The sequence below is a fragment of the Brevibacillus nigriterrae genome (assembly GCF_049846925.1).
Lineage (GTDB): Bacteria > Bacillota > Bacilli > Brevibacillales > Brevibacillaceae > Brevibacillus_H.
Map to the genome: position 1 here is coordinate 41,628 of NZ_JBNCMT010000022.1, position 24,476 is coordinate 66,103.

Consider the following 24,476-nt stretch of genomic DNA (forward strand, 5'->3'; position numbering starts at 1 on the left):
ATGGATGATTTAGGAGGTGCACGTTCGATGACAGAACTGAAAAGAACACCGCTTTTCCCGGTGTATGCCGAGTATGGTGGCAAAACCATTGATTTCGGTGGATGGGAGCTTCCCGTTCAATTTTCCAGCATCACACTAGAACACGAAGCAGTGCGTACCAAGTCTGGTTTGTTCGACGTATCACACATGGGTGAGGTAGTGGTAAAAGGAAAAGGCTCCCTTTATTATCTGCAACGTCTCACAACCAACGATGTATCCAAATTAGAAGTAAATCAGGCGCAATACAGTGCGATGTGCTACCCTGACGGTGGTACGGTTGACGATTTGCTCGTGTACAAATTTGCAGATGATCATTACTATCTCGTCATCAATGCCGGAAACATCGATAAAGATTTTGCCTGGATGCAAGAAAATCTGACTGACGATGTGGAGATTACGAACATTTCTCCAGAGACGGCACAGCTTGCTTTGCAAGGACCAGCAAGTCAGAGCATATTGCAAAAGTTGACTGATACAGACTTGTCTGAGATCGGGTTCTTCCGTTTCAAGCGTGATGTGCTTGTTGACGGTGTTCCTGCACTGGTGTCTCGTACCGGATATACCGGCGAAGATGGTTTCGAGATTTACATAGAAGCCGACAAAGGTGCTGATCTGTGGCGCAAGTTGCTTGAAGTAGGGAAAGAAGAAGGGCTCGTTCCTTGTGGATTAGGTTCACGCGATACGTTGCGTTTTGAATCGAAATTACCATTGTATGGGCAAGAACTGAGCAAGGATATTACTCCACTTGAAGCAGGCATCGGCTTTGCTGTGAAAACAGATAAAGAGATTCCGGCCATTGGTTTTGAGGTGCTCAAAGAACAACGAGCAAATGGTGTTCCTCGCAAACTGGTTGGAATCGAGATGATCGACAGAGGGATTCCACGTACCCACTATCCAGTCTTCGCAGGAGATCAACAAATTGGAGAAGTAACAACAGGAACACAATCTCCAACATTGAAGAAAAATGTAGGCTTGGCTCTGCTTAAAAGTGAGTTCACCGCTCTTGGGACAGAAGTAGAAGTGGAAATTCGTGGCAAACGCCTGAAAGCACAGGTAGTGACTACTCCATTTTATAAACGAGAAAAGAAATAAGGGAGGATTACGTTGTGAGATACCGTTATTTACCACAAACGGATCAGGATAAGCGCGAGATGTTGGAAGCGCTCGGAATCCAGTCCATTGACGAATTGTTCGCAGATATTCCAGAAGAAGTACGTTTTAAAGGCGAAATGAATATCTCCGAAGCGTTGTCAGAGCCAGATCTCGTGAAATACATGAAGGGCTTGGCAGCAAAAAACATCAGCTTTGAGACGCATGCCAACTTCCTAGGAGCGGGCGTTTACCAACACTATATTCCAAGCGTTGTGAATCATGTCATCTCTCGTTCTGAGTTCTACACAGCTTACACGCCTTATCAGCCAGAGATCAGCCAAGGGGAGCTTCAGGCGATTTTTGAGTTCCAAACGATGGTTTGTGAATTAACTGGCATGGAAGTATCCAATGCATCCATGTATGACGGTCCTACCTCGATGGCTGAAGCGGCAATGATGGCTGCAGGACATACAGGCAAAAATCGTGTCATCGTTTCCCGTGCGGTTCACCCGGAAGCACGTGAAATCCTTACAACTTATGCGTACGGTCAAGGAGTTGCGTTGCAAGAAGTAGGCTATACCGCTGATGGCGTAACCAACTTGAGCGAACTCGAAGCCCAGCTTGACGAAAATACAGGTGCGGTCATCGTTCAGTATCCGAACTTCTTCGGCAGCATTGAAGACTTGCGGGAAATCGAAAAATTGGTTCATTCCAAAGGCGCACTGTTAATCGTGAAATCAAATCCGGTAGCTCTTGGAGTATTGGAAGCACCGGGCAAACTGGGTGCAGATATCGTTGTAGGTGACATGCAGCCGTTCGGTGTTCATCCAGCATACGGTGGCCCACACTGCGGATATTTTGCTACAACCACGAAATTAATGCGCAAAATGCCAGGTCGTATTATCGGTCAAACGAAAGACGAGAATGGCAAGCGTGGTTTCGTATTAACGCTGCAAGCTCGTGAACAGCATATCCGTCGTGAAAAAGCGACTTCCAACATTTGTTCGAACCAGGCTTTGGTTGCATTAGCAGCTTCTGTAGCGTTGACTGCACTTGGTAAACAAGGTGTGCAGGAAATGGCGATGATGAACCTGCAAAAAGCTCATTATGCAAAGCAAGCTTTCACGAATGCGAATCTTGAAGTTGTGTTCGCTGCTCCGTTCTTTAACGAATTTGTTGTAAAAGTGAATAAACCAGTTGCTGAGGTTAACAAAGCGTTGCTTCCAGCAAATATCATTGGCGGTTTTGATTTGGGCCGTAAATATCCTGAACTGGAAGGTCATATGCTCATCGCCGTTACTGAACTTCGTACGAAAGAAGAGATTGAAAGCTTAGTTCAAGAATTGGAGGCGATCACTCGTGCATAACCACAAAGATAAAGAGCTCATTTTCGAAATGAGCAGACCAGGCCGAGTGGCTTACAACTTACCTGAATTGGATGTACCAGAAATTGATGTAGCAAGCATGATCCCATCGCATCTCATTCGTGAAACTCCTGCTGAACTGCCAGAAGTATCCGAGCTCCAATTGATGCGCCACTATACCGAGTTGTCTACTCGTAACCATGGGGTAGACTCTGGATTCTATCCACTTGGCTCTTGCACAATGAAATACAATCCGAAAATTAATGAAGATGTATCTCGTTATCCAGGTTTTGCGGCAATCCATCCTTATCAAGCATGTGACACGGTACAAGGTGCGTTGGAAGTGTTGTACAACATGCAGAATGACCTCGCTGAAATTACAGGCATGGACGCGGTAACACTGCAACCTGCAGCGGGTGCAGCAGGTGAGTGGACGGGTCTGATGATGATCCGTGCGTACCATGAGAGCCGTGGAGAAAATCGTACGAAAGTTATCGTGCCGAACTCCGCACACGGAACAAACCCGGCATCAGCGACAATCGCTGGTCTCGAAACCATCACGATTCCATCCGATGAGCGTGGTTTGGTTGACATTGAAGCGTTGCGTGCAGCCGTTGGACCTGACACAGCAGCACTCATGTTGACAAATCCGAACACACTTGGTTTGTTCGAAGAAAACATCGTTGAGATGGCTCAGATTGTACACGAAGCAGGCGGACTCCTGTACTATGATGGTGCCAACGCAAATGCAATCCTTGGCATTGCTCGTCCGGGTGACATGGGCTTCGACGTAGTACACTTGAATTTGCATAAAACTTTCACTGGTCCTCACGGAGGCGGTGGCCCAGGTTCTGGCCCTGTAGGCGTTAAGAAAATTCTTGAGCCGTACTTGCCAAAACCAATGGTTGCGAAAAAAGAGGATGGTACGTTCTTTATGGATTACAACATCCCTGCTTCCATCGGCCGTGTAAAAGCGTACTATGGTAACTTCGGTATCATTTTGCGTTCCTACACGTACATCCGTACCATGGGTGCAGACGGATTGCATAAGGTTTCTCAATATGCAGTATTAAATGCGAACTACATGATGCGTCGTCTGGCTACAGCGTTTGACCTTCCATATGATCGTATTTGCAAACACGAATTTGTCTTGTCCGGTGTTCGTCAGAAGAAGCTTGGCGTTCGTACATTAGATATGGCGAAACGTCTGTTGGATTTCGGTTACCATCCACCAACAATCTACTTCCCGTTGATCGTTGACGAATGCTTGATGATCGAGCCTACTGAGACAGAAAGCAAAGAAACATTGGATGAATTCATCGATGTCATGCTCCAGATCGCTCGTGAGTGTGAAGAAACTCCAGAATTGGTTCAGGAAGCACCACATACGACTGTTGTTAAACGTCTGGACGAAGCAACTGCGGCTCGCAAGCCAATCCTTCGCTACCAAAAAGCTGAGTAAAACAGCTCAAAGAACGAATTAAACTGAGTTCCTGAATTTATTCGATAAAAGCTCAAGCTGAAACTATGCTTGGGCTTTTTGTTTTATTTAAGTAAAGGATGAGGTGCCTATGACAGCGAATTGTTATATGGATATTAGTGGAATTTTTACAAAGTGGTGATATATTTGTCCCTGTTAGTCTATGTCTGTAAACTGGATTCTGAATGGGATGAGGTACAGTTTCAGAAATCTCTGTCACGTGTAGATGCGACGAAGAAGGCGAGGATTCTAAGGTTTGTTCATAAAAAAGACGCATGGCGCTCTTTATTAGCTGATATGCTGCTTAGGAAGATGCTTTGCGAGCGGTTTCAAATACGAGAAGACGAATTGGTATACTGCACGAATGAATACGGCAAGCCTTATTTGCTTGGAAGGAAGGATATTTTCTTTAATCTGACACACTCGGGGGATTGGGTGGGCTGTGCCGCAGGAAGAGTCCCGGTGGGGGTCGATATCGAGCGAGTAAAGCCTATTGAACTGGGAGTAGCTAAGAAATGTTTTAGCTCTGAAGAATATTCGGCGCTGATGGCGCAGTTGGAAAAGGATCGGCTCGATTTTTTCTACGAGTTGTGGACGCTGAAAGAAAGCTATATTAAAGCGATCGGAAAAGGCATGTCCCTTCCTCTTCAGTCGTTTACCGTTCGAACAAGGGAGGAAGCTTCTACGTTTCACGTACAAGGGCAGGGAGCAAATTATTTTTTCAAGACATATGTTCTTGAGGAAGGATACAAAATGGCGGTTTGTTCAATTGAGCCCCTTTTCCCGGATAAACTGCAGGTTATCGAAGCGAAGCTTCTCGTGAATTGAAATTCGTCACAGAGCGGGAGACCCGCAAAAATCATTTATTCAAAACAACAAAATAGTGAAATAAAAACGAGCCTCTAGAATCGATTCTAAGGCTCGTTTTGTGTTTAGGCAGACATATTTGAACCATAAATCTTTAGAATGATGCCTGGTTGTATCGTGATTTTTTCTAATTGTTTTAACGTTCACATAGTTGTGACAACTAGCACAGATTGTACATATTTTTTGTGATAATATCTAACTCGTAATTTACTATTTTTTCCTATTTTTCCTTAATATCGTAATGACCCCTAATATTTTGATGGGAAGTCTGCAGATTTACGGAAAAGAAATTGACACTGAGATCGGAATAACATTTCTGGAGGATGGTGTAACCATGAACAATGCAGTAATGGACGATGTTTCGACTTATATTCGGAAGATCACGAACGAGGATATTCATGACCGCTCCGCAAATCTGTTTGAACTTGGGCTCTTGACTTCGCTGGATGTGCTTGACATCATTTCCTACCTGGAAAACACCTTTGGGATTGAGCTGTCGGATGAGGATGTCGATATGAACAATTTCGGTACGATTGATGGTCTGGTCAGTCTTGTGGAAAGAAAAACCAGGGAGCAGTAAAGCGATGTTCATTCATGAGGCTTTAACCAAAGCGGCGGTAGAATATCCGGACAAACCGGGCTTTTATTCGGGAGAGCGGCATTATACCTATCGGGAAGCTGAGGAGGCGACGAACCGTGTTGCCCGGTTTCTGTTGTCCAAGGGGGTGGAAAAGGGCGATCGAATCGGTATCTTCTCGATTAAATGCCTGGAAGAAGTACTGATTATCTTTGGCGCAATGAAGATTGGAGCGGTCTTTGTTCATCTGAATCCGCATTTCAGAGAGGCGCAGCTGGAACATATTGTCCAGGACTGCGGGATCAAGGTACTCTTCCTGCACGAGTCCAAAAAGGACATATGGGATAAGTCGGGACTAAGGAGCGAAGATTTCACGGCAATCGTCCCCATCTTCGCAGACCCGTCAACGCATGGTGGCTTCCATGACATCATCGAAGGATTATCGGAGAGCCCTGAGCGAGCAGATATACTGAGCCGGGAGGACCCTGCAGCCATCATATACACCTCCGGATCTACTGGAAAGCCGAAAGGGATTATTGTCACCCACGGAATCTTCCAGGACTCCACCATCATTTCGGCACAGGTATTAGAGAATCATTCGGATGATCGGATTATCAGTGTGTCTCCCTTTTCCTTCGACGGAGCGTTAAGTCAGTTGTTCACTTCCGTCTTCGTGGGGGCAACGCTGGTGCTGCAGGAATCCCTGTTTCCCCAGGATGTTGTGAACACGATGCTGAACCAGCGGATCACGGGATTCCATGCTGTTCCGTCATTTTGGCGGATGCTGCTTCAGCGGCATTCTCCCTTCTCCAAAAACCAATACCCGCATTTGCGGTACGTATCGATTATCGGAGAAGCGTTCCCACATGATGATTTAATGCGGCTCAAACAAATTCTCGGCGACACCAGATTTTATATGATGTACGGAACTACGGAGGCGTTCCGTTCCACTTGCCTGCCTCCTGAGGACTTCGAACGCAAGTCTTCGTCCATCGGCAAGCCGCTTCCCGACGTAACCATTCGGATCGTAAATGAGAATGGAGATGACTGTGCTCCGGGAGAAGTAGGTGAAATTGTTCATGAAGGAGTTTTCATTTCTCCTGGCTATTGGAACAATCCGGAGCAGAACCAAATCAGATTTCGCGATCATGCGCTGTACACTGGTGATTTAGGCAAGCGTGATGAGGAAGGTTACCTGTATTTTGTTGGACGCAAGGATACGATGCTCAAATCAATGGGCTATCGCATCAGTCCCGAGGAGATTGAGGAAGTACTGCTTCGCATGGACGGAATCAAAGAGGTTGCGGTCACGAGGGGCTGGAGTGAGGAATCCGGTGAACGTATCAAAGCGCTTGTCATATGCAATGATCACAGCATATTAAGCAAGGAAGCGGTTATTCAGTATGGAAGGCGGCATCTTCCGCACTATATGGTGCCTCATTGGATTGAATTCGTAAGCGAGCTGCCAAGAACCGCCACATTCAAGATTAATCGTTCTCAATTATAAAATCGGCAAAACTGGTAAGGGAGGCGTTTTCATGAAACGCTGTGTGAAATGTATTTTACCCGAGACTTTTCCGGGGATTCGTTATGACTCCGAAGGTATGTGCCAGTACTGTCAGGAGAACGAGGGGCTAACCTTCGTTTCAGCGGGGGAGCATTTGAAAGAAAAGCTGGACAGTATCATCCAGGACAGCAAAGCAAGGCGGCAGGGAAGCTATGATGCTTTGGTTGCGTACAGCGGCGGCAAGGACAGCACGTATTTAATCAAGCTTTTGCAGGAACGGTATCAGTTGTCCATCCTGGCTGTTACATTCGACAACGGATTTATGTCAGAGGCATCTTTTCGGAATATGCGAACTGTACTGAACAGGCTGAATGTGGATCACTTGATCGTAAAGCCTGGACAAATCTCCTTAAATCAGATGTTTGCCGAAAGCTGCGTTCCCGGCATCTACCCCGATCATCTCACCAAGTTTGGAAGCGGCATCTGTATCTCTTGTATCCGTATGGTATCGACAATGGCCTTACGAGTCGCCATCGAAAAGCGTATTCCAATGATCATGCTGGGTAACAGCCCGGGACAACTGATCCAGTCTGAAAGCGAGCTGATCTATCAGGACAACAAGATACCTTTCGAGCTTCGGAAAAACCTGTTTAAGCCCCTTGTCGAGCAGATTGGGAATGACAGCCTGTACGATCTTCTCATGCTGACACGAGAAGAGTATAAGACGAAGCCTTTTCCTTATACGATCAACCTGTTTCCAATCATCGGTTATAACGAGAAGGTCATCTATGAGGAAATTGGAGCGCTGGGCTGGAGGAGGCCGACGGATGTGGACCCGAATTCGACCAACTGCAAACTGAATTCACTCGGAATCAAAAAGCATTGTGAGGGCTACCGCTTCCATCCTTATGATTTTGAGATGAGCATGCTGGTCAGACAGGGAATCATTAGCCGTGATGAGGCATTGCGGCGGGTGCAGGATCCTGACCGGAAGTCGGATGAGCTTGCCGCAGAGGTGGAGGAAGCGCTGACAGGGTCAATTGCAAAAAACCTGTAAAGGTGAGTGGAACTATTGATGGCTACGAAAGGAAAAATATCGGAATTACTGGATGCCAATCCAGAGATTTTACGCTTACTTGTACTTAGCCCTTCCGTTTCTGCAGCCAGAGAAAAGCTCTATGCCTATCTAAGTCAGTGTGAAATGGCCATTTTGGACGAGAACTGCCAGTTGCACCCACTCGAAAAGAAAAATACTCGCGACTGCATTCATGTATTCCGAAACATTATTTCGGTAAGCAGTGAAAAGAAAACCGGCCATAGTTGTCTAAACATCCTACATCAACTGGCTACCATGCATTGGCGAGAAAACGAATGGCCTGAGATTAGTGATGCCTTTCTGGAGGATATGAAACATTTGTTCAAGGGGATCATCGGATTATCCGGTATCTATTCCAAATCCGGGATATGTATCCGTGAGGTGCCCGAATTCATCCATCTGCAGGGCAGGGAGGCAGCTATTGTCCGTTCCCGGTATTTAAATGACAAGACGGATCATTATCAGATGTTCAAGGAGAAGAACGGCTACAGATGTGGCCTGGAGCCGGACATCATCAGTAGACGAAATGAGACAAGGGATGTCATTTTGCATCACTTGGATGGCTCTTTGGAAGACTGGCATGATTACAAATGGCATTTGCGAAACACGTACAAAAACTGCGAAGACATCCAGAAGGTAATCAAACTAACCGAAGAGGAAGAGCATGGCATACGTGAGGCCACAGAGCATGGTCTGGCATTTGGAATCACCCCGTTTTATTTGTCTCTGATGGACCCCGAGCCGACACCAGCCAATAGCGACCATTGCGTTAGGGCACAGGTGATTCCGAGCAGAAGCTATGTTCCCAAGATGCTTGATCAAAAAAAATGCGGAAGAGAAGCCCTCGATTTCATGCGGGAAGCCGATACGTCGCCGGAAGATCATGTAACACGGAGATATCCCGGGGTGGCAATTGTAAAGCCGTTTCTGTGGTGTCCGCAAATCTGCGTGTATTGCCAAAGGAACTGGGAGCTTTCAGACGACTATCCGGATATCGTCGATCCTCCGCCTGCTGATCTGAGAGACTCGGTGGAATGGTTCAAGCGCAACACAGGTATCAATGAGGTACTGATTACCGGGGGAGATCCGCTGACACTTGGGAACAAAAAGCTGGAGACGATATTGTCGAGGTTTCGAGAAATGGAGCATATCCGACGAATCCGTATCGGCACACGTACCCTGGTAACGATGCCAATGCGTTTTGACGATGAGTTGCTTGCCGTGCTGGAACGTTACCATAATCCGCCGCATCAGACAATTACGATCGTTACCCATGTAGAGCATGCGTATGAAATATCTAAAGAGATGGCGGAAGCAGTCGGGAAGCTGAAGCGGATCGGTATTGATGTCTTAAATCAGCAAGTCTTTACGCGCTATAACAGCAGGAGATTTGAGACCTGTTTCTTGCGAGAAAATCTGAAGAGCATCGGAATTACACCCTACTATCTGTTTAATTTGAAGGGAAAAGAGGAAACGGAAAATTTCAAAGTACCTATCGCCCGCCTGCTTCAGGAGCAGAAGGAAGAAGCACGGCTCATGCCCGGTACTGTGAGGACCGACAAGCCTGTGTTTAACGTGCCTTCACTTGGGAAAAATGAGCTGAATTCATGGCAGGATCACGATGTCATTATGATCCACAGCGATGGCAGCAGAATCTATGAGTTTTATCCGTGGGAGAAATACATGGCACCTGTCAATACTTACATATTCAAAGACAAGCCCATTGCCGAGTATTTGGCTGAGCTTGAGGTGATGGGCGAGGATTCCCGCGATTACGATACGATCTGGTATTACTACTAGGCTGCCTTCAATGGCTTCGGAAGGGGTTCACTATGTGCGGGATTTGCGGAATCTATCATTTTGACAGGGAGAGACCTGTTTCGCAAGATGTTCTAACTGAGATCAATGACGTCATGTTCCACCGCGGGCCAGACGGCTGCGGAACCCATCTTGATGGTCACGTGGGATTTGGTCACCGCAGACTGTCTATCATCGACCTGAGTCAAGGGCAACAGCCAATGTGCAATGAGGATGGCACGGTCTGGATTACCTATAACGGAGAAATCTTTAATTATAAGGCGCTGAAAGATGAACTGCAGCAAAGGGGGCACATGTTCCGCTCTGATTGTGATACAGAGGTCCTTATCCACGGCTACGAAGAATACGGGGCCGAATGGATTGAGAAGTGCAACGGCATGTTCGCCTTCGGCCTGTGGGACCCCGCCAAACAAGTCCTGCTCCTTGCCCGTGACCGCATGGGAGTAAAGCCGCTCTATTACTATATGGACGATCATTGCTTTGTCTTTGCCTCGGAAATCAAAGCGATTCTCAAACATCCTGATGTGCCAGTTCAACTAGAAACCAGTTCAATTCCCGAGTATCTGTTCAGCACGGCAATTCTCGATGGCAAGACCATGTTCCGAAACATTCACGCTGTTCCACCTGGGTACACCTTGACATTGAGTCACGGAAAGCTGCAACTTGCCCCCTACTGGGAGTTGAATCTCGATTCGGACCGAGATACTCCGGGTTCCCTGGAGCAGTGGAAAGAGGAGTTCGTGGCGTTGTTGACGGAATCGGTACAAATGAGGCTGATGAGCGATGTTCCATTTGGCTCATTATTGAGCGGTGGCCTGGATTCAAGCCTGCTGACGGCGATTGCTTCCGCTTGTACGTCTTCCCGACTTAATACGTTCTCCATTGAGTTTTCCAATAATGTAAAGATGAATTATAAGAACAGCGATACGTACTTTGCTCGTCTGCTGGCAGAACACCTTCCAACGACCCATCACGAATATTTGTTTGATCCATCTGACTATTCGGAAATCATGGAGAAGGTTACCTGGCATATGGAGAAGCCGGTCGAGCTGACAACGCCGTCCCTGTACCTGTTATACAAGAAGGTCAAGGAAGACGCCACGGTTGTTATTTCTGGGGAAGGTGCAGACGAACTGTTCGGAGGATATTATTTCTTTTTGCAAGAGAGCTCAATAAACAGGATGAACCAGTTCCCGTGGGCACCGTATTTTGAAGAGGTATCACATCTGCTGGACCCGGAAGTGGAGGCTTCCACAGGTTTTCGGAACCGCCAGAGTCTTGCCATCAGTCAGATGATGAACAAATTCAGTACAGACGACACCATTAACAAAGTGCTGTATATGTTCCTGAAGGTCTATTTGCTTGAAATGCTGGAACGTCAGGACAAGATGAGCATGGCCTCTAGTGTGGAGGTGAGGGTTCCGTTTCTGGATTACCGGATTGTAGAACTGATCGCACGTCTGCCTTCCCATCTGAAAATTCAGGACGGGACGGAGAAATGGTTCCTGAAAGAAGTGAGTAAGGCCTTTTTGCCGGAGGAGATCGTTAACCGGAAGAAGAAGCCATTTCCTTTTCCGATCGACCCGAAATCGATCTTTCATCAAAGAAATACGGCTCTTGAGCTCATCCATTCCGGGAATTCCAAAATTAGTGCGTATTTCGACCGAAAGAAGGTCAGCGATTTTTTGAATAAAACCGGAGAGTATTCCAAACTGGATAATCTGGCCATCTTTCGAACAGCTCATGCATTGATCGCATTGGAATTATGGCACAAGACATTTGGAGTGTGAGGTATGGACGTTTCCCAATTACGTCAGATTGTTCTTGAGTCTACAGATGCTTTTATTGCAAACTATGTGGCTCCGATTGCCCAGGAAATCGATGAAAACGAACGCTTTCCCGTAGGTAACCTGAAGGAGATGGGCAGAATCGGGCTCACGGGCATTCCTTTTCCGAAGAACTATGAAGGATTGGGACTTGACTACGCCACCTATCTCACGGTGATCCGCAGGCTTGCTCGTGCCTGCGCCTCCACGGCCATGACACTTGTTTCGCACAGCACATTAAGTTGTACTCCCATTCAGGCGTTTGGAACTGAGGAGCAGAAGATGAAATTCTTAAGGCCAATGATTCAGGGAGACAAGATAGGTGCTTTTGCCTTGACGGAGCCGAATAGCGGCTCGGATATGGCTTCCTTGCAAACGTCTGCAGTGGAAAAGGATGATTATTACGAAGTAACGGGCAGCAAAGTTTTCATCACCAATGCTAACGTCGCGGACTATTTCATAGTCGCTGCCAAAACCGCACCTGAAAAGAAAGCCCTTGGCATTAGCCTGTTTGTTTTGCAAAAGGAGATGCCAGGCATTTTCACAGGGGGGAAGAAGCTAAGGAAACTGGGGATGAGGGGCTCGGATACAGGCGTACTGATCTTTGATCATGTGAAGGTGCCGAAGACCCATTTGATCGGAAAAAGGAATTTCGGACTGCAAATCCTTCATCATACCTTGGTGTCCGCCCGGCTGGGCATGGCTGCCATCGCTCTCGGTATTTCCGAAGAGGCAAGGAAGCTTTGTTTGGAACATGTCAGGAAACGGAAGCAGTTTGACCAGTATCTGTTCCAGTTCCAGGCGATTCAGAACATGTTGGCCGATATGGAAATGGGAATCAACGCTTCCGAACTGCTGCTGGAAAAAGCGGTTCGCTTGAAGGAAGCTGGCAAGCCATATACAAAAGAAGCTTCGGAAGCCAAGTTATTCGCCTCTGATACGGCAACCCGGGTAACGAGGAATGCGGTGCAAATCTTCGGAGGATATGGATACTCGCGGGATTTGCCATTGGAGCGATTCTTTCGGGATGCCAAATTAACTGAGATCGGGGATGGAACGTCCGAAATTCAACGCAATATCATTGTCGAGGAACTCATGAGAAAAGAGAATCGATCCTAATTTCAGAAGAGGGGAATAATTGCGATGACTCAGAAAAAACGAAAGTACTTTTTGCCTGTTGTATCGGAAAAAGCCGTCTCTGCCCCGTTGTCCTTTCAGCAAGAACGGTTGTATTACTTGTCGCAGTTGATGCCGGACAGTCCCTTATGGAATCGGGTATACGTCCGCAAATTGGCCGGAGCAGTGGAAATTCCTTTGATGCGGAAAGCAGTGGAAGAACTCGCTGGCAGACACAGTGTTCTGCGAAGCATAGTAAAGCTGCAGCAAGGCGAGCTTTGTCAAACCTTTACGAGGGATGTTGCTGATCTGTTTGTCTATACGGATCTGAAACGTAGTGATGATATCGAGCGAAATAACGAGATACAGAACCTGCTTTCCGAAGCCTGGCAGTTACCCGTTCGTCTTAACGGAAGTGATCCGCTGTTTCAGGCCAATCTTGTACAGACTGCCGAGGAAGAATTCTACATCGTGTTAAAGCTGCATCACATCATTTCGGATGCGACAACCATTCAAATCCTGTGGCGTGATTTAAAGTCCATTTATAATGCATTGCTTGACCTTACGACACCGGATTTGCCTGAGTGCAAGCTGGATTATGGCGACTATGTAAAGTGGCAACGCAAAGCCTTCTCCGGCGAGACCATAAGGGAGCAGGAGCAGTATTGGCTGGAGGAATTTAAGGGAGAACTGCCAATCATGGATCTGCCCGCCGATTTCCCGGCGCCTGCACAGGTCAACTTTAAGGGTGCGCTAACAGGTACGGAGCTGCCGGAAGAATTGCTGAAGCAGTTGAATTCTCTTTGCCTGAAAAACAAGACCATCCTCTTCTCGGGACTGCTCGGTGTGTATTACGTGCTGCTTCACAAGCTTGCCAGGCAGGAGGACATTATTGTCGGAACGGTGTTTAATGGACGGCATTATAGCTCTCAATTAAGTCAGATGGTCGGGTTCTTTGTCAATACTGTGGCCATTCGCCTAAATGTGGATGACGATCTGTCATTCCTGGATTTGCTGAAGGTTGTTCAAGACAAGGTGAACGACGCCTATTATATGCAGGATTACCCGTTCGAACGGCTTGTTCAAGCCATTAACCCTGACCGTGGGAACAACCGCAATCCGTTATACCGTGCCATGTTTAATATGGTGACGAACCGGAAGGACGGTCTTGGCTTCTCAGGCGTGGAGGAATCGGCTGTAGAATCAGAAGGTGAATCCGCACAAACCGACCTGCTGTTCGATGTGCGGCAGGAAGGAGAGCGGACAACTCTTTGGGCGGAATACAATACCGATCTTTTCCGTGAGGAGACGGTCAAGCATTTTCTGAATATGTACAAACATCTGTTAAGCCAGATTGTTGAGAGTCCGGAGGCATTACTGAAGGAACTGACACTGATCAATGACGAGGAAAAGGAAACCATCCTCAAATCATTTAACGCCGCCTCCACAGGGGATGCGACGGACAAGGACAAGTGCATCCATGATTTGTTTGAGGAACGAGTGTGCGAAACGCCTGACCATACAGCACTCCTGTTCCGGAATCAGACACTTACCTACCGTGAAATGAATGCTCAGGTTAATCAATTAGCACAGCATTTACGCCGTTCGGGTGTCAGAGCTGGAAGCGTCGTAGCCATTATCGCCGAGCGAAGCCTGGAAATGGTAATCGGGATCTATGCCATTTTGAAAGCGGGTGGAGCCGTTCTTACCATTGATCCTAATACGCCAGTAGAGAGGGCCCGCTATATGCTGGAGGACAGCGAAACAAGCCATGTCCTGCTTCAAAAGTCGGAGTTCTCAGAGCTTGTGGGTGATGGCATAACAGTTCATCCCATTGATGATCTATCGGTATATGGTGATGAAGGCACTGAGATCGAGAGCATCAACAACCCGCAGGATCTTGCCTATATCATCTATACGTCCGGTTCAACCGGCAAACCAAAGGGTGTGATGCTGGAACATCGCTCACTCGCGAACACTCTGTTGCATTTGCAAAAGTCGTATCCGGTTGAAGAAGGGGACACTTTTCTCTTCAAGACTACGTATACGTTTGATGTGTCCATATCCGAGTTGTTCGGCTGGTTCTACGCAGGGGGTAGACTGGCAATCCTTGAACCGGGGCTTGAACGAGATCCGGGGGGAATTCTGGAAGCGATTGGAGCCTACAGGATTACTCATATGAATTTCTCTCCTTCCATGCTGGCTACGTTTCTGGAAGCAATCGAACGCAGAAGCGGTACGGAGTGGGAGCAGGTGAAGTACGTCTTTGCGGGCGGTGAAGCACTGAAGCCATATGTGGTGAAGCGCTTTTACGAGCAAGTGAAGGGTGTGAGCCTAAAGAATATGTACGGCCCAACAGAAACTAGCATCTACGCGGTTATTGATTCGGTAGTCGCAGAAGATGCCGATGCAAGCATTTTGATTGGCAAGCCTGTTTCAGGCATGAGGGCTTATATCGTTGACAAGAATATGCAGCTGCTGCCTCCAGGGGTTGCGGGAGAACTTTTTCTTGCGGGTAAAGGAGTTGGCCGCGGTTATCTCAAGCAAGCTGAACTGACATCGGACAAATTTGTGGAAGATCTTTTCTATCCAGGAGAACGCATGTACAAAACAGGAGATTTGGCTCGCTTCAGGGACGACGGGATTCTAGAGTGTTTAGGGCGAATGGATCAGCAAGTCAAGGTACGGGGTTTCCGGATTGAACCCGGTGAAGTCGAGCAGACCCTTTTGACGCATCCGGCTGTGAAAAGAGCGGTTGTGGTTGTTAAAGAGGATGAGGAAGATCAAAAACGTCTGGTTGCCTATCTTGTCATGCAGGAGGACGAACAGGAGGACAACTGGGCAAAATTCTTAAGTCAATGGCTGCCGTCTTATATGATTCCGACTGTTTTCGTACGTATGGACGAAATTCCGCTGAATGCAAACGGCAAGGTCGATGTAAGAGCATTGCCGGTACCCAGTCTGACGGCTGTGTCCGCTTCTGTAGAAGGAGATGCCCCGCTCACCTACGTGGAGTCCAAACTGATTGAAATTACCGAAGCAATTCTTCATGTCAAAGGCATCCAGATTACAGACAACTTTTTTGAACTGGGCGGCAACTCATTGCTGACGATCCGGTTTGTGTCTGAAATTGAGGAAGTCTTTGGAATCAGCGTCTCACTGATGGATTTTGCTGATCTTCCAGCTTTGTCCGATCTTGCCAAGATCATTGAGCCATTATACCAAGCATCAGCGGTATAGAAGGGACAAAAGCTTATAACCGTAGGATGGAGAGTGTGTGATGGGAAACCCGTTAAGGAAGTATCCGCCTTTACTATCTGCCGGCCGTGAAGATAACTATCCTCTATCTTATCAGCAGGAACGGCTGTATTACTTATCCCTGATTCTACCGGACAGCTCCGTATGGAATCTGGTTACGTCGAAAACGTTGACGGGAAATTTGCAGGTTGACGCCATGAGAAGGGCTGTAACCGAGCTGGCAGGACGGCATCCCATATTGCGAAGTGTAATCGGCTGGCAGGGTGACGCTCCTTGTCAATCCTTTACAAGAAATACAGAAGATTTATTTGAAACTATCGATATGTCCGATATGCCAGCAGATGAGAGCAGTCAGGCTCTCCAAGACCTGCTGAAGCATCTGTGGTATCATCCGATCCGGCTGAACGGAGAGGATCTGCTGTTTCAGGCAATTCTTATTCGGATGGAAGAAGAGAAATATGTAATGTTGTTCAAGCTGCATCACATTATTGCTGACGGTACATGCCTGCAAATTCTGTGGCGGGATGTAAAGCGTATCTACAATTCTCTCTTAGACGGCATTCCTGCCGATTTGCCGGCCCTGAAGCTGGATTACGGCAGTTATACAAGGTGGCAGCGGGATACCTTTGCAGAAGAGAATACGAAAGAACAGGAAAGTTATTGGCTAAAGGAGTTTCAGGGAGAACTACCAGTATTGGAACTGCCTGTCGATTTTCACCCGTCTGCGGAGCTCAGCTTTAATGGCGCATTGACCCATTTGGAACTGCCGGAGGAGCTGGTCAAAGAGCTCCGGCTACACTGCATGACTAATCGTGTCATTCTGTTCTCCGGTTTGATGGCTGTTTTTTATGTACTCCTCCACAAGCTTTCTGGTCAAGAGGACATCGTTGTAGGAACCGTATTCAACGGAAGACACTACGGCCCGGAGTTCAATCACGCGGCAGGCTTTTTTGTCAATACGGTGGCGGTGCGCGCCGATGTTGAGGACGAAATGACTTTTTCAGATCTGCTGAAGAGCGTTCATGACAAGGTAGATGATGCATATTACATGCAGGATTATCCGTTTGAAAGGCTGATCCGTGTCCTGAATCCAGACCGTGAAAATAACCGGATTCCGCTGTTCCGCACCATGTTCAACATGGTCATGGAAGGAACAGAAGAACTTGGTTTCCTGGGTTTAGAAGAGACGAAGCTGGAATCAGACGCAAATGCCACTCAAACCGACCTTCTGTTTGACGTTCGACAGATAGGGAATCGGATGTTCCTCTGGTCAGAATACAATACCGATCTGTTCCAGGAAGAAACTGTGAACCGACTTCTTGGGATGTATGTGAATCTATTGCACCAGATTGTCTCCGAACCCGGAATAAAGGTGAAGGATTTGGTATTGACGGACCCGCAGGAACAAGAAAAGATCCTAAAGGCTTTCAACGATACAACGGTACCTTTCCCGTCAGAGAAGTGTATCCATGAGCTGTTTGCAGAGCAGGTGAAACAGGAACCAGATCAGACGGCCATGTGTTTCGGGGACCGGAAGTGGTCCTACAGGGAGGTAAATCGGCAAGCTGACCTGCTGGCGGTCCGGCTCGTAAGTGAAGGGGTGGGTGTAGGCAGCATCGTCGGAATTCTGGCAGAACGTACACCGGAGCTGGTTATCGGGATGCTTGGCATTTTGAAGGCGGGAGCAGCCTACCTGCCCATCGATCCGGTTTACCCGGAGGAGCGAAAACGGTTCATGCTGAAAGACAGCGGCGCTTCTGTTCTACTGGTACAATCCGGTCTGAATACACACCCGGAATGGAACCAAAAGACACTGTTGCTGGACGAACATGGAGCTGATGAAGGCGCCACTAGCTCGCTGAAGGACGTTCCGATCGCTGGTATTGGAGATGGTGAACAAGGTTCAGAGCAACTGGCCTATGTCATGTATACATCCGGCTCCACGGGGACGCCAAAAGGAGTAATGATTACGCATCGGAACGTAGTCCGGCTTGTACACGACGGCGGTTTCCTCTCATTTGAGCAGGGAGACAGACTGCTGTTGGCAGGCTCTCCATCGTTTGACGCTGTCACGTTTGAAGTATGGATCTCGCTGCTAAACGGTATTCCATTGTACTTGACCGGGGATGAGACTCTGCTGCAGGCAGGACGTCTTGGCGCTTTTATCCGGGAGAATGGCATTACTCTTCTTTTACTGACTGCGGCGCTTTTCCAGCAGTTAGCAGAAGAGGATGCGAAGTTGTTCGCACCGCTCCGCTGTCTCTTCGTTGGCGGAGATCAACTCCCGATACGCCAGATCAATAAGGTTCGGGAGGCCTGCCCGGATCTGCGACTGGTAAATCTGTACGGACCTACGGAGAATACGACCTTATCCACCTTCTATCCTATCGAAAGCGAGCATGAAGCCGGAATTCCAATCGGGAAGCCCGTCCCCAATTCTACCGCATACATTCTGGATGCCTATGGCCATGTTCAGCCGATTGGTGTACCAGGTGAATTGTATGTGGGGGGAGATGGTCTGGCGAAAGGGTACCTGAACCGACCGGAGCTGACGGAGAAATGTTTTGTACCGAATCCCTTTTCTTTGGGAGAGCGGATTTACAAGACAGGGGATCGGGCGAAATGGCTGCCTGACGGAAACATTGCCTTTCTGGGGCGGGTAGACAATCAGGTAAAAATCCGGGGATACCGAGTCGAGCCAGGAGAAATTGAAACGATACTGCAAACTTGCATCCACATCTCGGAAGCTGCCGTGGTTACCAGAGAGGATCGGGATGGAAGCAAGTATCTGTGCGCCTATGTGGTGTGCATCGGAGATTCATCCATCTCCGAAATCCGGAAGTTCCTGAATGAAAGGCTGCCGGGTTACATGGTGCCATCCGTCATCGTTCCACTGCCCAAACTGCCATTAACAAGGAACGGCAAGGTGGACAGGAAGCAACTGCCCGAGCCTTTAATCGATGATTCGGGAGTTATGTTAAGGGAACCCGACAGCGTGGTGGAGAAGAAGCTGGCGGAGATATGGCGGGAGATGCTGGATCGCGCACAGGTTGGAGCAGACGACAACTTTTTCGATTGCGGAGGGCATTCGCTGAAGGCAATGGTGCTCATGTCGCGGATTAATCAGCGTTTTCAGGTGGAATTGCCGCTCCGAGAGATTTTCCAAGCTTCTACGGTAAGTCAGTTGGCAAGTCGGATTGAATCACTGTTGGAGCAAGGCCGGACAAAAGATACGTCAATTCTCCCCATTGCAATAAGAGTGGAAGGATACCCCGCTTCGGCTAGCCAGAAACGTATGTACGTGTTGCACCAAATGATGCCGGAGGGTATCGGATATAACGTGCCCCTGGTGTTGCAGGCAAAAGGGAAAGTTGATGCTTGCAAGTTGGAAGAGGCGTTGAACGCACTTTTGAAACGGCACGAGTCACTGAGAACCTCCTTTCACATGGTGGATGGGAAGCTGTTGCAGCGGGTAGTGGAGGATGTATCACTGCGGCTAGAATACCGGGAAGCGGCAGATGAAATCGAAGCCAGGCAGCAGATTCAGGCGTTTATCCGGCCATTCGAGCTAAGATTAGCTCCACTATTGCGTGCCATGCTCATTGAAATAATGGATGGAAGTGTCTTATTGGTGTTGGATTCCCACCACATTGTGTCGGACGGGGTATCCATCGGGATTATGCTGAGGGAATTAAGTCAGCTCTACGAGAGAACAGCAACGACTCAACTTGCTGATTGTCGGCTGCAGTACAAGGACTTCGCCGCATGGCAGCAAGATCGCCTCCGATCGGAAGCATTCCTGAAACAGGAGACGTATTGGCTGGATAAACTTCAGGGAGACATCCCCGTCCTGAATGTTGCGGCAGATTACCCGAGGCCGTCGGTTCAATCCTTTGAAGGGGACCGGATATCCTTCAAGGCCACCCGGGAGCTGTATGAAGGGCTCAAGAGAACCGCATCAGAAAACGGCGCAACGCTCTACATGATCCTGCTTGCAGGGTATCAGGTGCTACTTTCTAAATACAGCGGGCAGGAGGACATTCTGGTCGGAACCCCCATCGCGGGCAGGCAACATGCCGACGTGCAGAATATGGTAGGAATGTTCGTCAATACGCTGGTGTTGAGGGGTTATCCGCGCGGCAGTCTACCGTTCCGGGAGTTCCTGCAGGAAGTTAGGGCGGGAGCGCTGGGTGCTTACGAGCATCAGGAATTTCCGTTTGAGGATTTGGTGGAGAAGGTGCAGCCGGTCCGGGATATGAGTCGCAACCCGCTGTTTGACACCATGTTCGCCCTGCAGAATTCAGAGCGGAACCAGCTTGTACTGAATGGAGTGGAATTCAGTGAGACAGCGTTCGAGTACCCTGTATCCAAGTTTGATCTGACGCTTACGGCGGAGGCAGACGAGGAAGAGCTGTGTTTCGAATGGGAATATGCCGTGAAGCTGTTCAAGCAAGAAACGGTTGCACGAATGGCGGAGCATTACATCCATATTCTGGAGCAGGTAACCGAGAATCCGGATCAAACCTTGTCTGCCGTGGAATTGGCAACGGGACAAGAAAAAGAACAGATTCTGGAGACGTTCAATGATACATACGCTCCCTACCCGATGGAGAAGTGTATCCACGAACTGTTTGCGGAGCAGGTAAAGCGGACACCGGATCAGACGGCACTCCTGTTTGGAAATGAATCACTGACCTATCGTGAACTGGATGAACAAAGCAATCGGATGGCTTGGCATTTGCGCAATTGTGGCATTCAATCTGGGGACATTGTGGCAACAATCTCCAAGCGGAGCATGGACATGGTCATCGGAATCTATGCCATCTTGAAGGCGGGAGCGGCTTATCTGCCGATAGATCCCGACACTCCCCGTGAACGGATACGATACATGCTGGAGGACAGCGGTACTCGTCACGTCCTGATTCAACGGCAGGAGGATTTGGTTCTTGTACCTGAGGATATAACCACGCATTTGATAAGTGATTTGCCGAAGGAAAGCCCGGCGGCCGGTGATATGGAATTGTTTTGTAAAAATAAGGCGGAGGATCTTGCCTATATCATCTATACATCCGGTTCAACAGGCAAGCCAAAGGGCGTGATGATCGAGCACCGTTCGCTGCTCAATACGCTTTTGTATCTGCAAGAAGCCTATCCTCTGACGAAAGAAGACACGTATCTGTTTAAGACGGCCTTTACCTTCGACGTGTCAGCAACTGAACTGTTTGGCTGGTTCTTTCAAGGCGGGAGACTGGCCATTCTAGAGCCTGGCCTGGAGCGGGAGCCTCAAGGGATAGTGGAGGCGATTAAACAGCACAACGTTACGCATATGAACTTCTCGCCGTCCATGCTGGATGTCTTTCTGCAAGCGGTAGACCGTATAAGAGGCGTTGATTGGCAGGGAGTCAAATATGTCTTTGCGGCCGGAGAAGCATTGAAACCTCATGTGGTGCAAAGCTTTTACGAGCGGATCAGCGGTGTAAGGCTGGAGAACATCTACGGGCCAACCGAGATTACGATATACGCCACAGCCTATTCCACTGGTGTTTTGGAAAGCCAAGAAAATATCCCGATTGGAACCCCGATTTCGAATATGAAGGCTTATATCATCGATAAACATATGCAGCTTCAGCCACCTGGGGTAGCTGGAGAGTTGTGTTTGTCGGGAGTAGGGCTGGCAAGGGGTTATCTCAATCAGGAGGAGCTGACGAAGGAGAGGTTCGTAACCAATCCATTCAATCCGGATGAACGCATGTACAGAACAGGTGATTTGGCCCGGTGGAAGGATGACGGAAACATCGAGTATCTGGGGAGGCTGGATCAGCAGGTCAAGGTGAGAGGCTACCGGATTGAACTGGGAGAAATCGAACAGACCCTGCTTGGACATCCAAATATCACCTCTGCCGTGGTGACTGTAAAGGAGAGTTCGGCTGATCGCAAGCGCCTGCTCGCCTATCTGGTTCTCGTGGATGGAGAACAAGAGGACGATTGGGAAGGTTATTTACGACGCTGGCTGCCCTCCTATATGATCCCGGAAGCATTTGTACAACTTAACGAAATCCCGCTTAATGCAAGTGGTAAAGCGGATCTCAAACTGCTACCGGATAGCGGCGCTGAAAGAAGCAAGCCGCTAACTGAGCCACGTACGCCGAGGGATATCCGGCTTGTACAACTGATAGAGGAACTGCTGCAGGCTGAAGGAATCGCTATGAACGATAACCTGTTTGACTATGGAGCCAATTCCATTGTGCTCGTTCAGCTAGCCATGCTGCTGGAAGACGAATTTGATACTACAGTTTCCATCTTGGAACTGATGAGGACGCCAACAGTTGCGGACATTGCCGAAAAAATCAGCCTGTCTGCAAGAACAACAGATAGTAGCGTTCTGCTGTAGGAGCTGTTCAAGTTCAATGTAAGGGGGTGGTTCAGTGGGGCTTACGCTGCTGAGGAAATCACATCAAAAGTTTCATTACAAACGAAGGTTGGTGATGCTGCAAAAAGGGTCTGATCCGGTTAAAAAACTATTTCTCATTCATGACGGAACCGGCAGGATCGAGGGGTATCTCCCATTTTGCGCCTCCGTTGATCCACGGTTTGAGATTTATGGTGTTGTTTTGGATGATTCTGTGGATGGAATTCCTCGTAACATCCGGATAGAGGAGCTGGCCAGCAAATATGTAGATTGTCTGCTGGATTTGACCAGTGGCCCGTTTTATCTCGCTGGCTGGTCGATCGGGGGGAACATTGCCATTGAAATGGCCAATCAGTTGGAAGCGAGGAATGAGCAAGTGGAACTCATCTGTATGTTCGATACGCCTCAGCCCGGTTTCTACCCGAAAGGAAGTGTCCCATCATTTTCGGTATCGTCCGAATATGAGTTCTTCAAGCGGTTCATCAAAAGTGATGCTTTACTCAGGGAGTTGTACTCGGCGGTGAACATGGAGTCCTTTTACAGTCAGCTCCTTGATGCTCCAGAGGGAGCAGTTGATTGGGAAGCCTTTTTTGGGGTGATGGACAATGAATGGCCGTTTCCCTTGGTAAAGCTGGCCAATCTCACTGCAATTGATCGGCTGTATCTGCTCAATATCAATCGCAATCTGCACCATGCACGAACTGAGCATATTCCTCTCAGTAAAGGAACCTATCCGGTACACATGTTCCAGGCCATGATTGATCCCATTCCTGACCTCGATGAATGGTCGAAGTATTGCGATAACTTTACAATCCATGAAGTACACGCAACACACTACTCTATCTTTGATGAAGAGCATAAAGAGGAATTGGCGCCCAAATTCCATTCAATTCTTGTAAAGGAGTCCCGACATGACACATTTGTTAGATAGCGTGTTTGCATTGCATCAGAACAGGCTTGAGCGTCTGCCGCTCGTCAACAAACCGAAGCTGGGCTTTAGCTCGATTTATACACCGGAGGAAGTGCTTTACGCCGCAGGAGTTGTTCCTTTCCGGATAACAGGCGAAACAAGAAACGTCAGTTCCGATGCCACCTCATTGTTGTCCAATAATTTTTGCTCCTATATCCTAAGCTGCATGAGTGAAGGTCTGGATCAAGTCTATTCGTTTTCAGACGGTCATATCTTTCTGGATACATGCGACATGCGTAAACGGATGTATGAAGTATGGGAAAAAAACGTTGGCGATTCCTTTCACTATTTGCTGGAGTTGCCTAAGGATGTTAAGGAAACGTCGAAAAGTTATTACCGCTGGCAAATCGAACGGCTGATTCAGGAGCTGGAAAAGCGGTATTCATGTACGATCGGTGAGACCGAGCTCCGCAATGCGATACAGCTATGCAATCAATCAAGAAGGCTGTTGCAGAAGGCGTGCAGGATGCGCAATCAGGGCATTCTCCCGATGAAGTCCATCGAGATGCTGGAACTTGTGAAGGCAAGCAACTCGGGGCTCAAGGAGGAATTTAACGAGAAGCTGGAAGCCATTCTTCAGTCACTCGAGGGAGTAGAAGTACCCGATTCCACTAAACACTTCAATGTGCTGCTCACCGGAAGCTATTTTGACAATGCGAGTATTCTGGAGATCATCGAAAATACAGGTGCACGCATCGTCTACGAGGACATGAGCACGGGATACAAATATTTTGAAGGCGAAATTGATGAGGACAGAGATCCCTTGGAGGCTATTGCAGATTATTACCTGGAAAAAGCGACGAGTGCGCGGATGATTGATTCCGATCGCAGGCTTGCCCACATCCAGCAAATCATCCGTGAGTATAACGTGAATGCGGTTCTGTACCTTCCTCTTAAATTTTGCGATACGAATCTGATCGATTATCCTTACATCCGACATTCACTAGCCCAGCTTGGAATCCCGGTCTTGTTCATCGAGTCAGAACGGCATATGACCAATATCCAAAGCATTAAAACCCGGATTCAGACCTTTTTTGAAACAAGAATGATGTAGAGG

The 24,476-nt window shown here is 48.1% G+C and carries 14 protein-coding genes; all 14 read left to right on the plus strand.

Annotated features, from left to right (window positions below):
- Nucleotides 1–27: 27 nt before the first annotated feature.
- The 14 genes from gcvT to ACPW7N_RS16655 all read left to right on the plus strand — a co-directional run bounded on the left by gcvT (nt 28) and on the right by ACPW7N_RS16655 (nt 24,473).
- A complete protein-coding gene (gene gcvT / locus ACPW7N_RS16590; RefSeq protein ID WP_425652217.1) occupies nt 28–1,131 on the plus strand; it encodes a glycine cleavage system aminomethyltransferase GcvT in 1,104 nt (367 codons plus the stop codon).
- 14 nt (nt 1,132–1,145) lie between these two features.
- Nucleotides 1,146–2,498 (plus strand): aminomethyl-transferring glycine dehydrogenase subunit GcvPA, encoded by a 1,353-nt coding sequence (gene gcvPA / locus ACPW7N_RS16595; RefSeq protein WP_425652218.1) that lies wholly within the window; start codon nt 1,146–1,148, stop codon nt 2,496–2,498.
- A complete protein-coding gene (gcvPB, locus tag ACPW7N_RS16600) occupies nt 2,491–3,957 on the plus strand; it encodes an aminomethyl-transferring glycine dehydrogenase subunit GcvPB (protein WP_425652219.1) in 1,467 nt (488 codons plus the stop codon). The genes gcvPA and gcvPB overlap by 8 nt, the downstream gene beginning before the upstream one ends.
- Nucleotides 3,958–4,122: 165 nt before the next feature.
- On the plus strand, nt 4,123–4,803 hold the full coding sequence (locus ACPW7N_RS16605; protein ID WP_425652220.1) for a 4'-phosphopantetheinyl transferase family protein: 681 nt from the start codon (nt 4,123–4,125) through the stop codon (nt 4,801–4,803).
- A 373-nt stretch (nt 4,804–5,176) separates the two neighbouring features.
- Nucleotides 5,177–5,422, plus strand: a complete 246-nt coding sequence (locus tag ACPW7N_RS16610; protein WP_425652221.1) for an acyl carrier protein — start codon at nt 5,177–5,179, stop codon at nt 5,420–5,422.
- Between the two features lie 4 nt (nt 5,423–5,426).
- Nucleotides 5,427–6,926 (plus strand): class I adenylate-forming enzyme family protein, encoded by a 1,500-nt coding sequence (locus tag ACPW7N_RS16615; protein WP_425652222.1) that lies wholly within the window; start codon nt 5,427–5,429, stop codon nt 6,924–6,926.
- Nucleotides 6,927–6,957: 31 nt separating this feature from the next.
- On the plus strand, nt 6,958–7,983 hold the full coding sequence (locus tag ACPW7N_RS16620) for an adenine nucleotide alpha hydrolase family protein (RefSeq protein ID WP_425652223.1): 1,026 nt from the start codon (nt 6,958–6,960) through the stop codon (nt 7,981–7,983).
- Nucleotides 7,984–8,001: 18 nt separating this feature from the next.
- Nucleotides 8,002–9,822 carry a KamA family radical SAM protein gene (locus ACPW7N_RS16625; protein WP_425652224.1) on the plus strand — a complete coding sequence of 607 codons (1,821 nt, stop codon included), beginning with the start codon at nt 8,002–8,004 and terminating at the stop codon, nt 9,820–9,822.
- Nucleotides 9,823–9,854: 32 nt separating this feature from the next.
- Nucleotides 9,855–11,630: an asparagine synthase (glutamine-hydrolyzing) gene (gene asnB / locus ACPW7N_RS16630; protein ID WP_425652225.1), complete on the plus strand. Its 1,776-nt coding sequence runs from the start codon at nt 9,855–9,857 to the stop codon at nt 11,628–11,630.
- A 3-nt stretch (nt 11,631–11,633) separates the two neighbouring features.
- Nucleotides 11,634–12,785: an acyl-CoA dehydrogenase family protein gene (locus ACPW7N_RS16635; RefSeq protein ID WP_425652226.1), complete on the plus strand. Its 1,152-nt coding sequence runs from the start codon at nt 11,634–11,636 to the stop codon at nt 12,783–12,785.
- 24 nt (nt 12,786–12,809) lie between these two features.
- A complete protein-coding gene (locus ACPW7N_RS16640) occupies nt 12,810–16,022 on the plus strand; it encodes a non-ribosomal peptide synthetase (RefSeq protein ID WP_425652227.1) in 3,213 nt (1,070 codons plus the stop codon).
- Nucleotides 16,023–16,062: 40 nt separating this feature from the next.
- The gene (locus ACPW7N_RS16645; protein WP_425652228.1) at nt 16,063–22,431 is read left to right on the plus strand and encodes an amino acid adenylation domain-containing protein; all 6,369 of its coding nucleotides are present in this window, start codon (nt 16,063–16,065) and stop codon (nt 22,429–22,431) included.
- A 34-nt stretch (nt 22,432–22,465) separates the two neighbouring features.
- Nucleotides 22,466–23,380 carry a thioesterase domain-containing protein gene (locus ACPW7N_RS16650; RefSeq protein WP_425652229.1) on the plus strand — a complete coding sequence of 305 codons (915 nt, stop codon included), beginning with the start codon at nt 22,466–22,468 and terminating at the stop codon, nt 23,378–23,380.
- On the plus strand, nt 23,361–24,473 hold the full coding sequence (locus ACPW7N_RS16655; RefSeq protein WP_425652230.1) for a 2-hydroxyacyl-CoA dehydratase subunit D: 1,113 nt from the start codon (nt 23,361–23,363) through the stop codon (nt 24,471–24,473). The genes ACPW7N_RS16650 and ACPW7N_RS16655 overlap by 20 nt, the downstream gene beginning before the upstream one ends.
- Nucleotides 24,474–24,476: the final 3 nt, after the last annotated feature.

Excerpts from the sequence above, each read along its gene's own strand:
- gcvT (WP_425652217.1), top strand. The coding sequence starts at position 28 with ATGACAGAACTGAAAAGAACACCGCTTTTCCCGGTGTATGCCGAGTAT.
- ACPW7N_RS16610 (WP_425652221.1), top strand. The coding sequence starts at position 5,177 with ATGAACAATGCAGTAATGGACGATGTTTCGACTTATATTCGGAAGATC.
- ACPW7N_RS16615 (WP_425652222.1), top strand. The coding sequence starts at position 5,427 with ATGTTCATTCATGAGGCTTTAACCAAAGCGGCGGTAGAATATCCGGAC.
- ACPW7N_RS16620 (WP_425652223.1), top strand. The coding sequence starts at position 6,958 with ATGAAACGCTGTGTGAAATGTATTTTACCCGAGACTTTTCCGGGGATT.
- ACPW7N_RS16625 (WP_425652224.1), top strand. The coding sequence starts at position 8,002 with ATGGCTACGAAAGGAAAAATATCGGAATTACTGGATGCCAATCCAGAG.
- asnB (WP_425652225.1), top strand. The coding sequence starts at position 9,855 with ATGTGCGGGATTTGCGGAATCTATCATTTTGACAGGGAGAGACCTGTT.
- ACPW7N_RS16635 (WP_425652226.1), top strand. The coding sequence starts at position 11,634 with ATGGACGTTTCCCAATTACGTCAGATTGTTCTTGAGTCTACAGATGCT.
- ACPW7N_RS16640 (WP_425652227.1), top strand. The coding sequence starts at position 12,810 with ATGACTCAGAAAAAACGAAAGTACTTTTTGCCTGTTGTATCGGAAAAA.
- ACPW7N_RS16645 (WP_425652228.1), top strand. The coding sequence starts at position 16,063 with ATGGGAAACCCGTTAAGGAAGTATCCGCCTTTACTATCTGCCGGCCGT.
- ACPW7N_RS16655 (WP_425652230.1), top strand. The coding sequence starts at position 23,361 with ATGACACATTTGTTAGATAGCGTGTTTGCATTGCATCAGAACAGGCTT.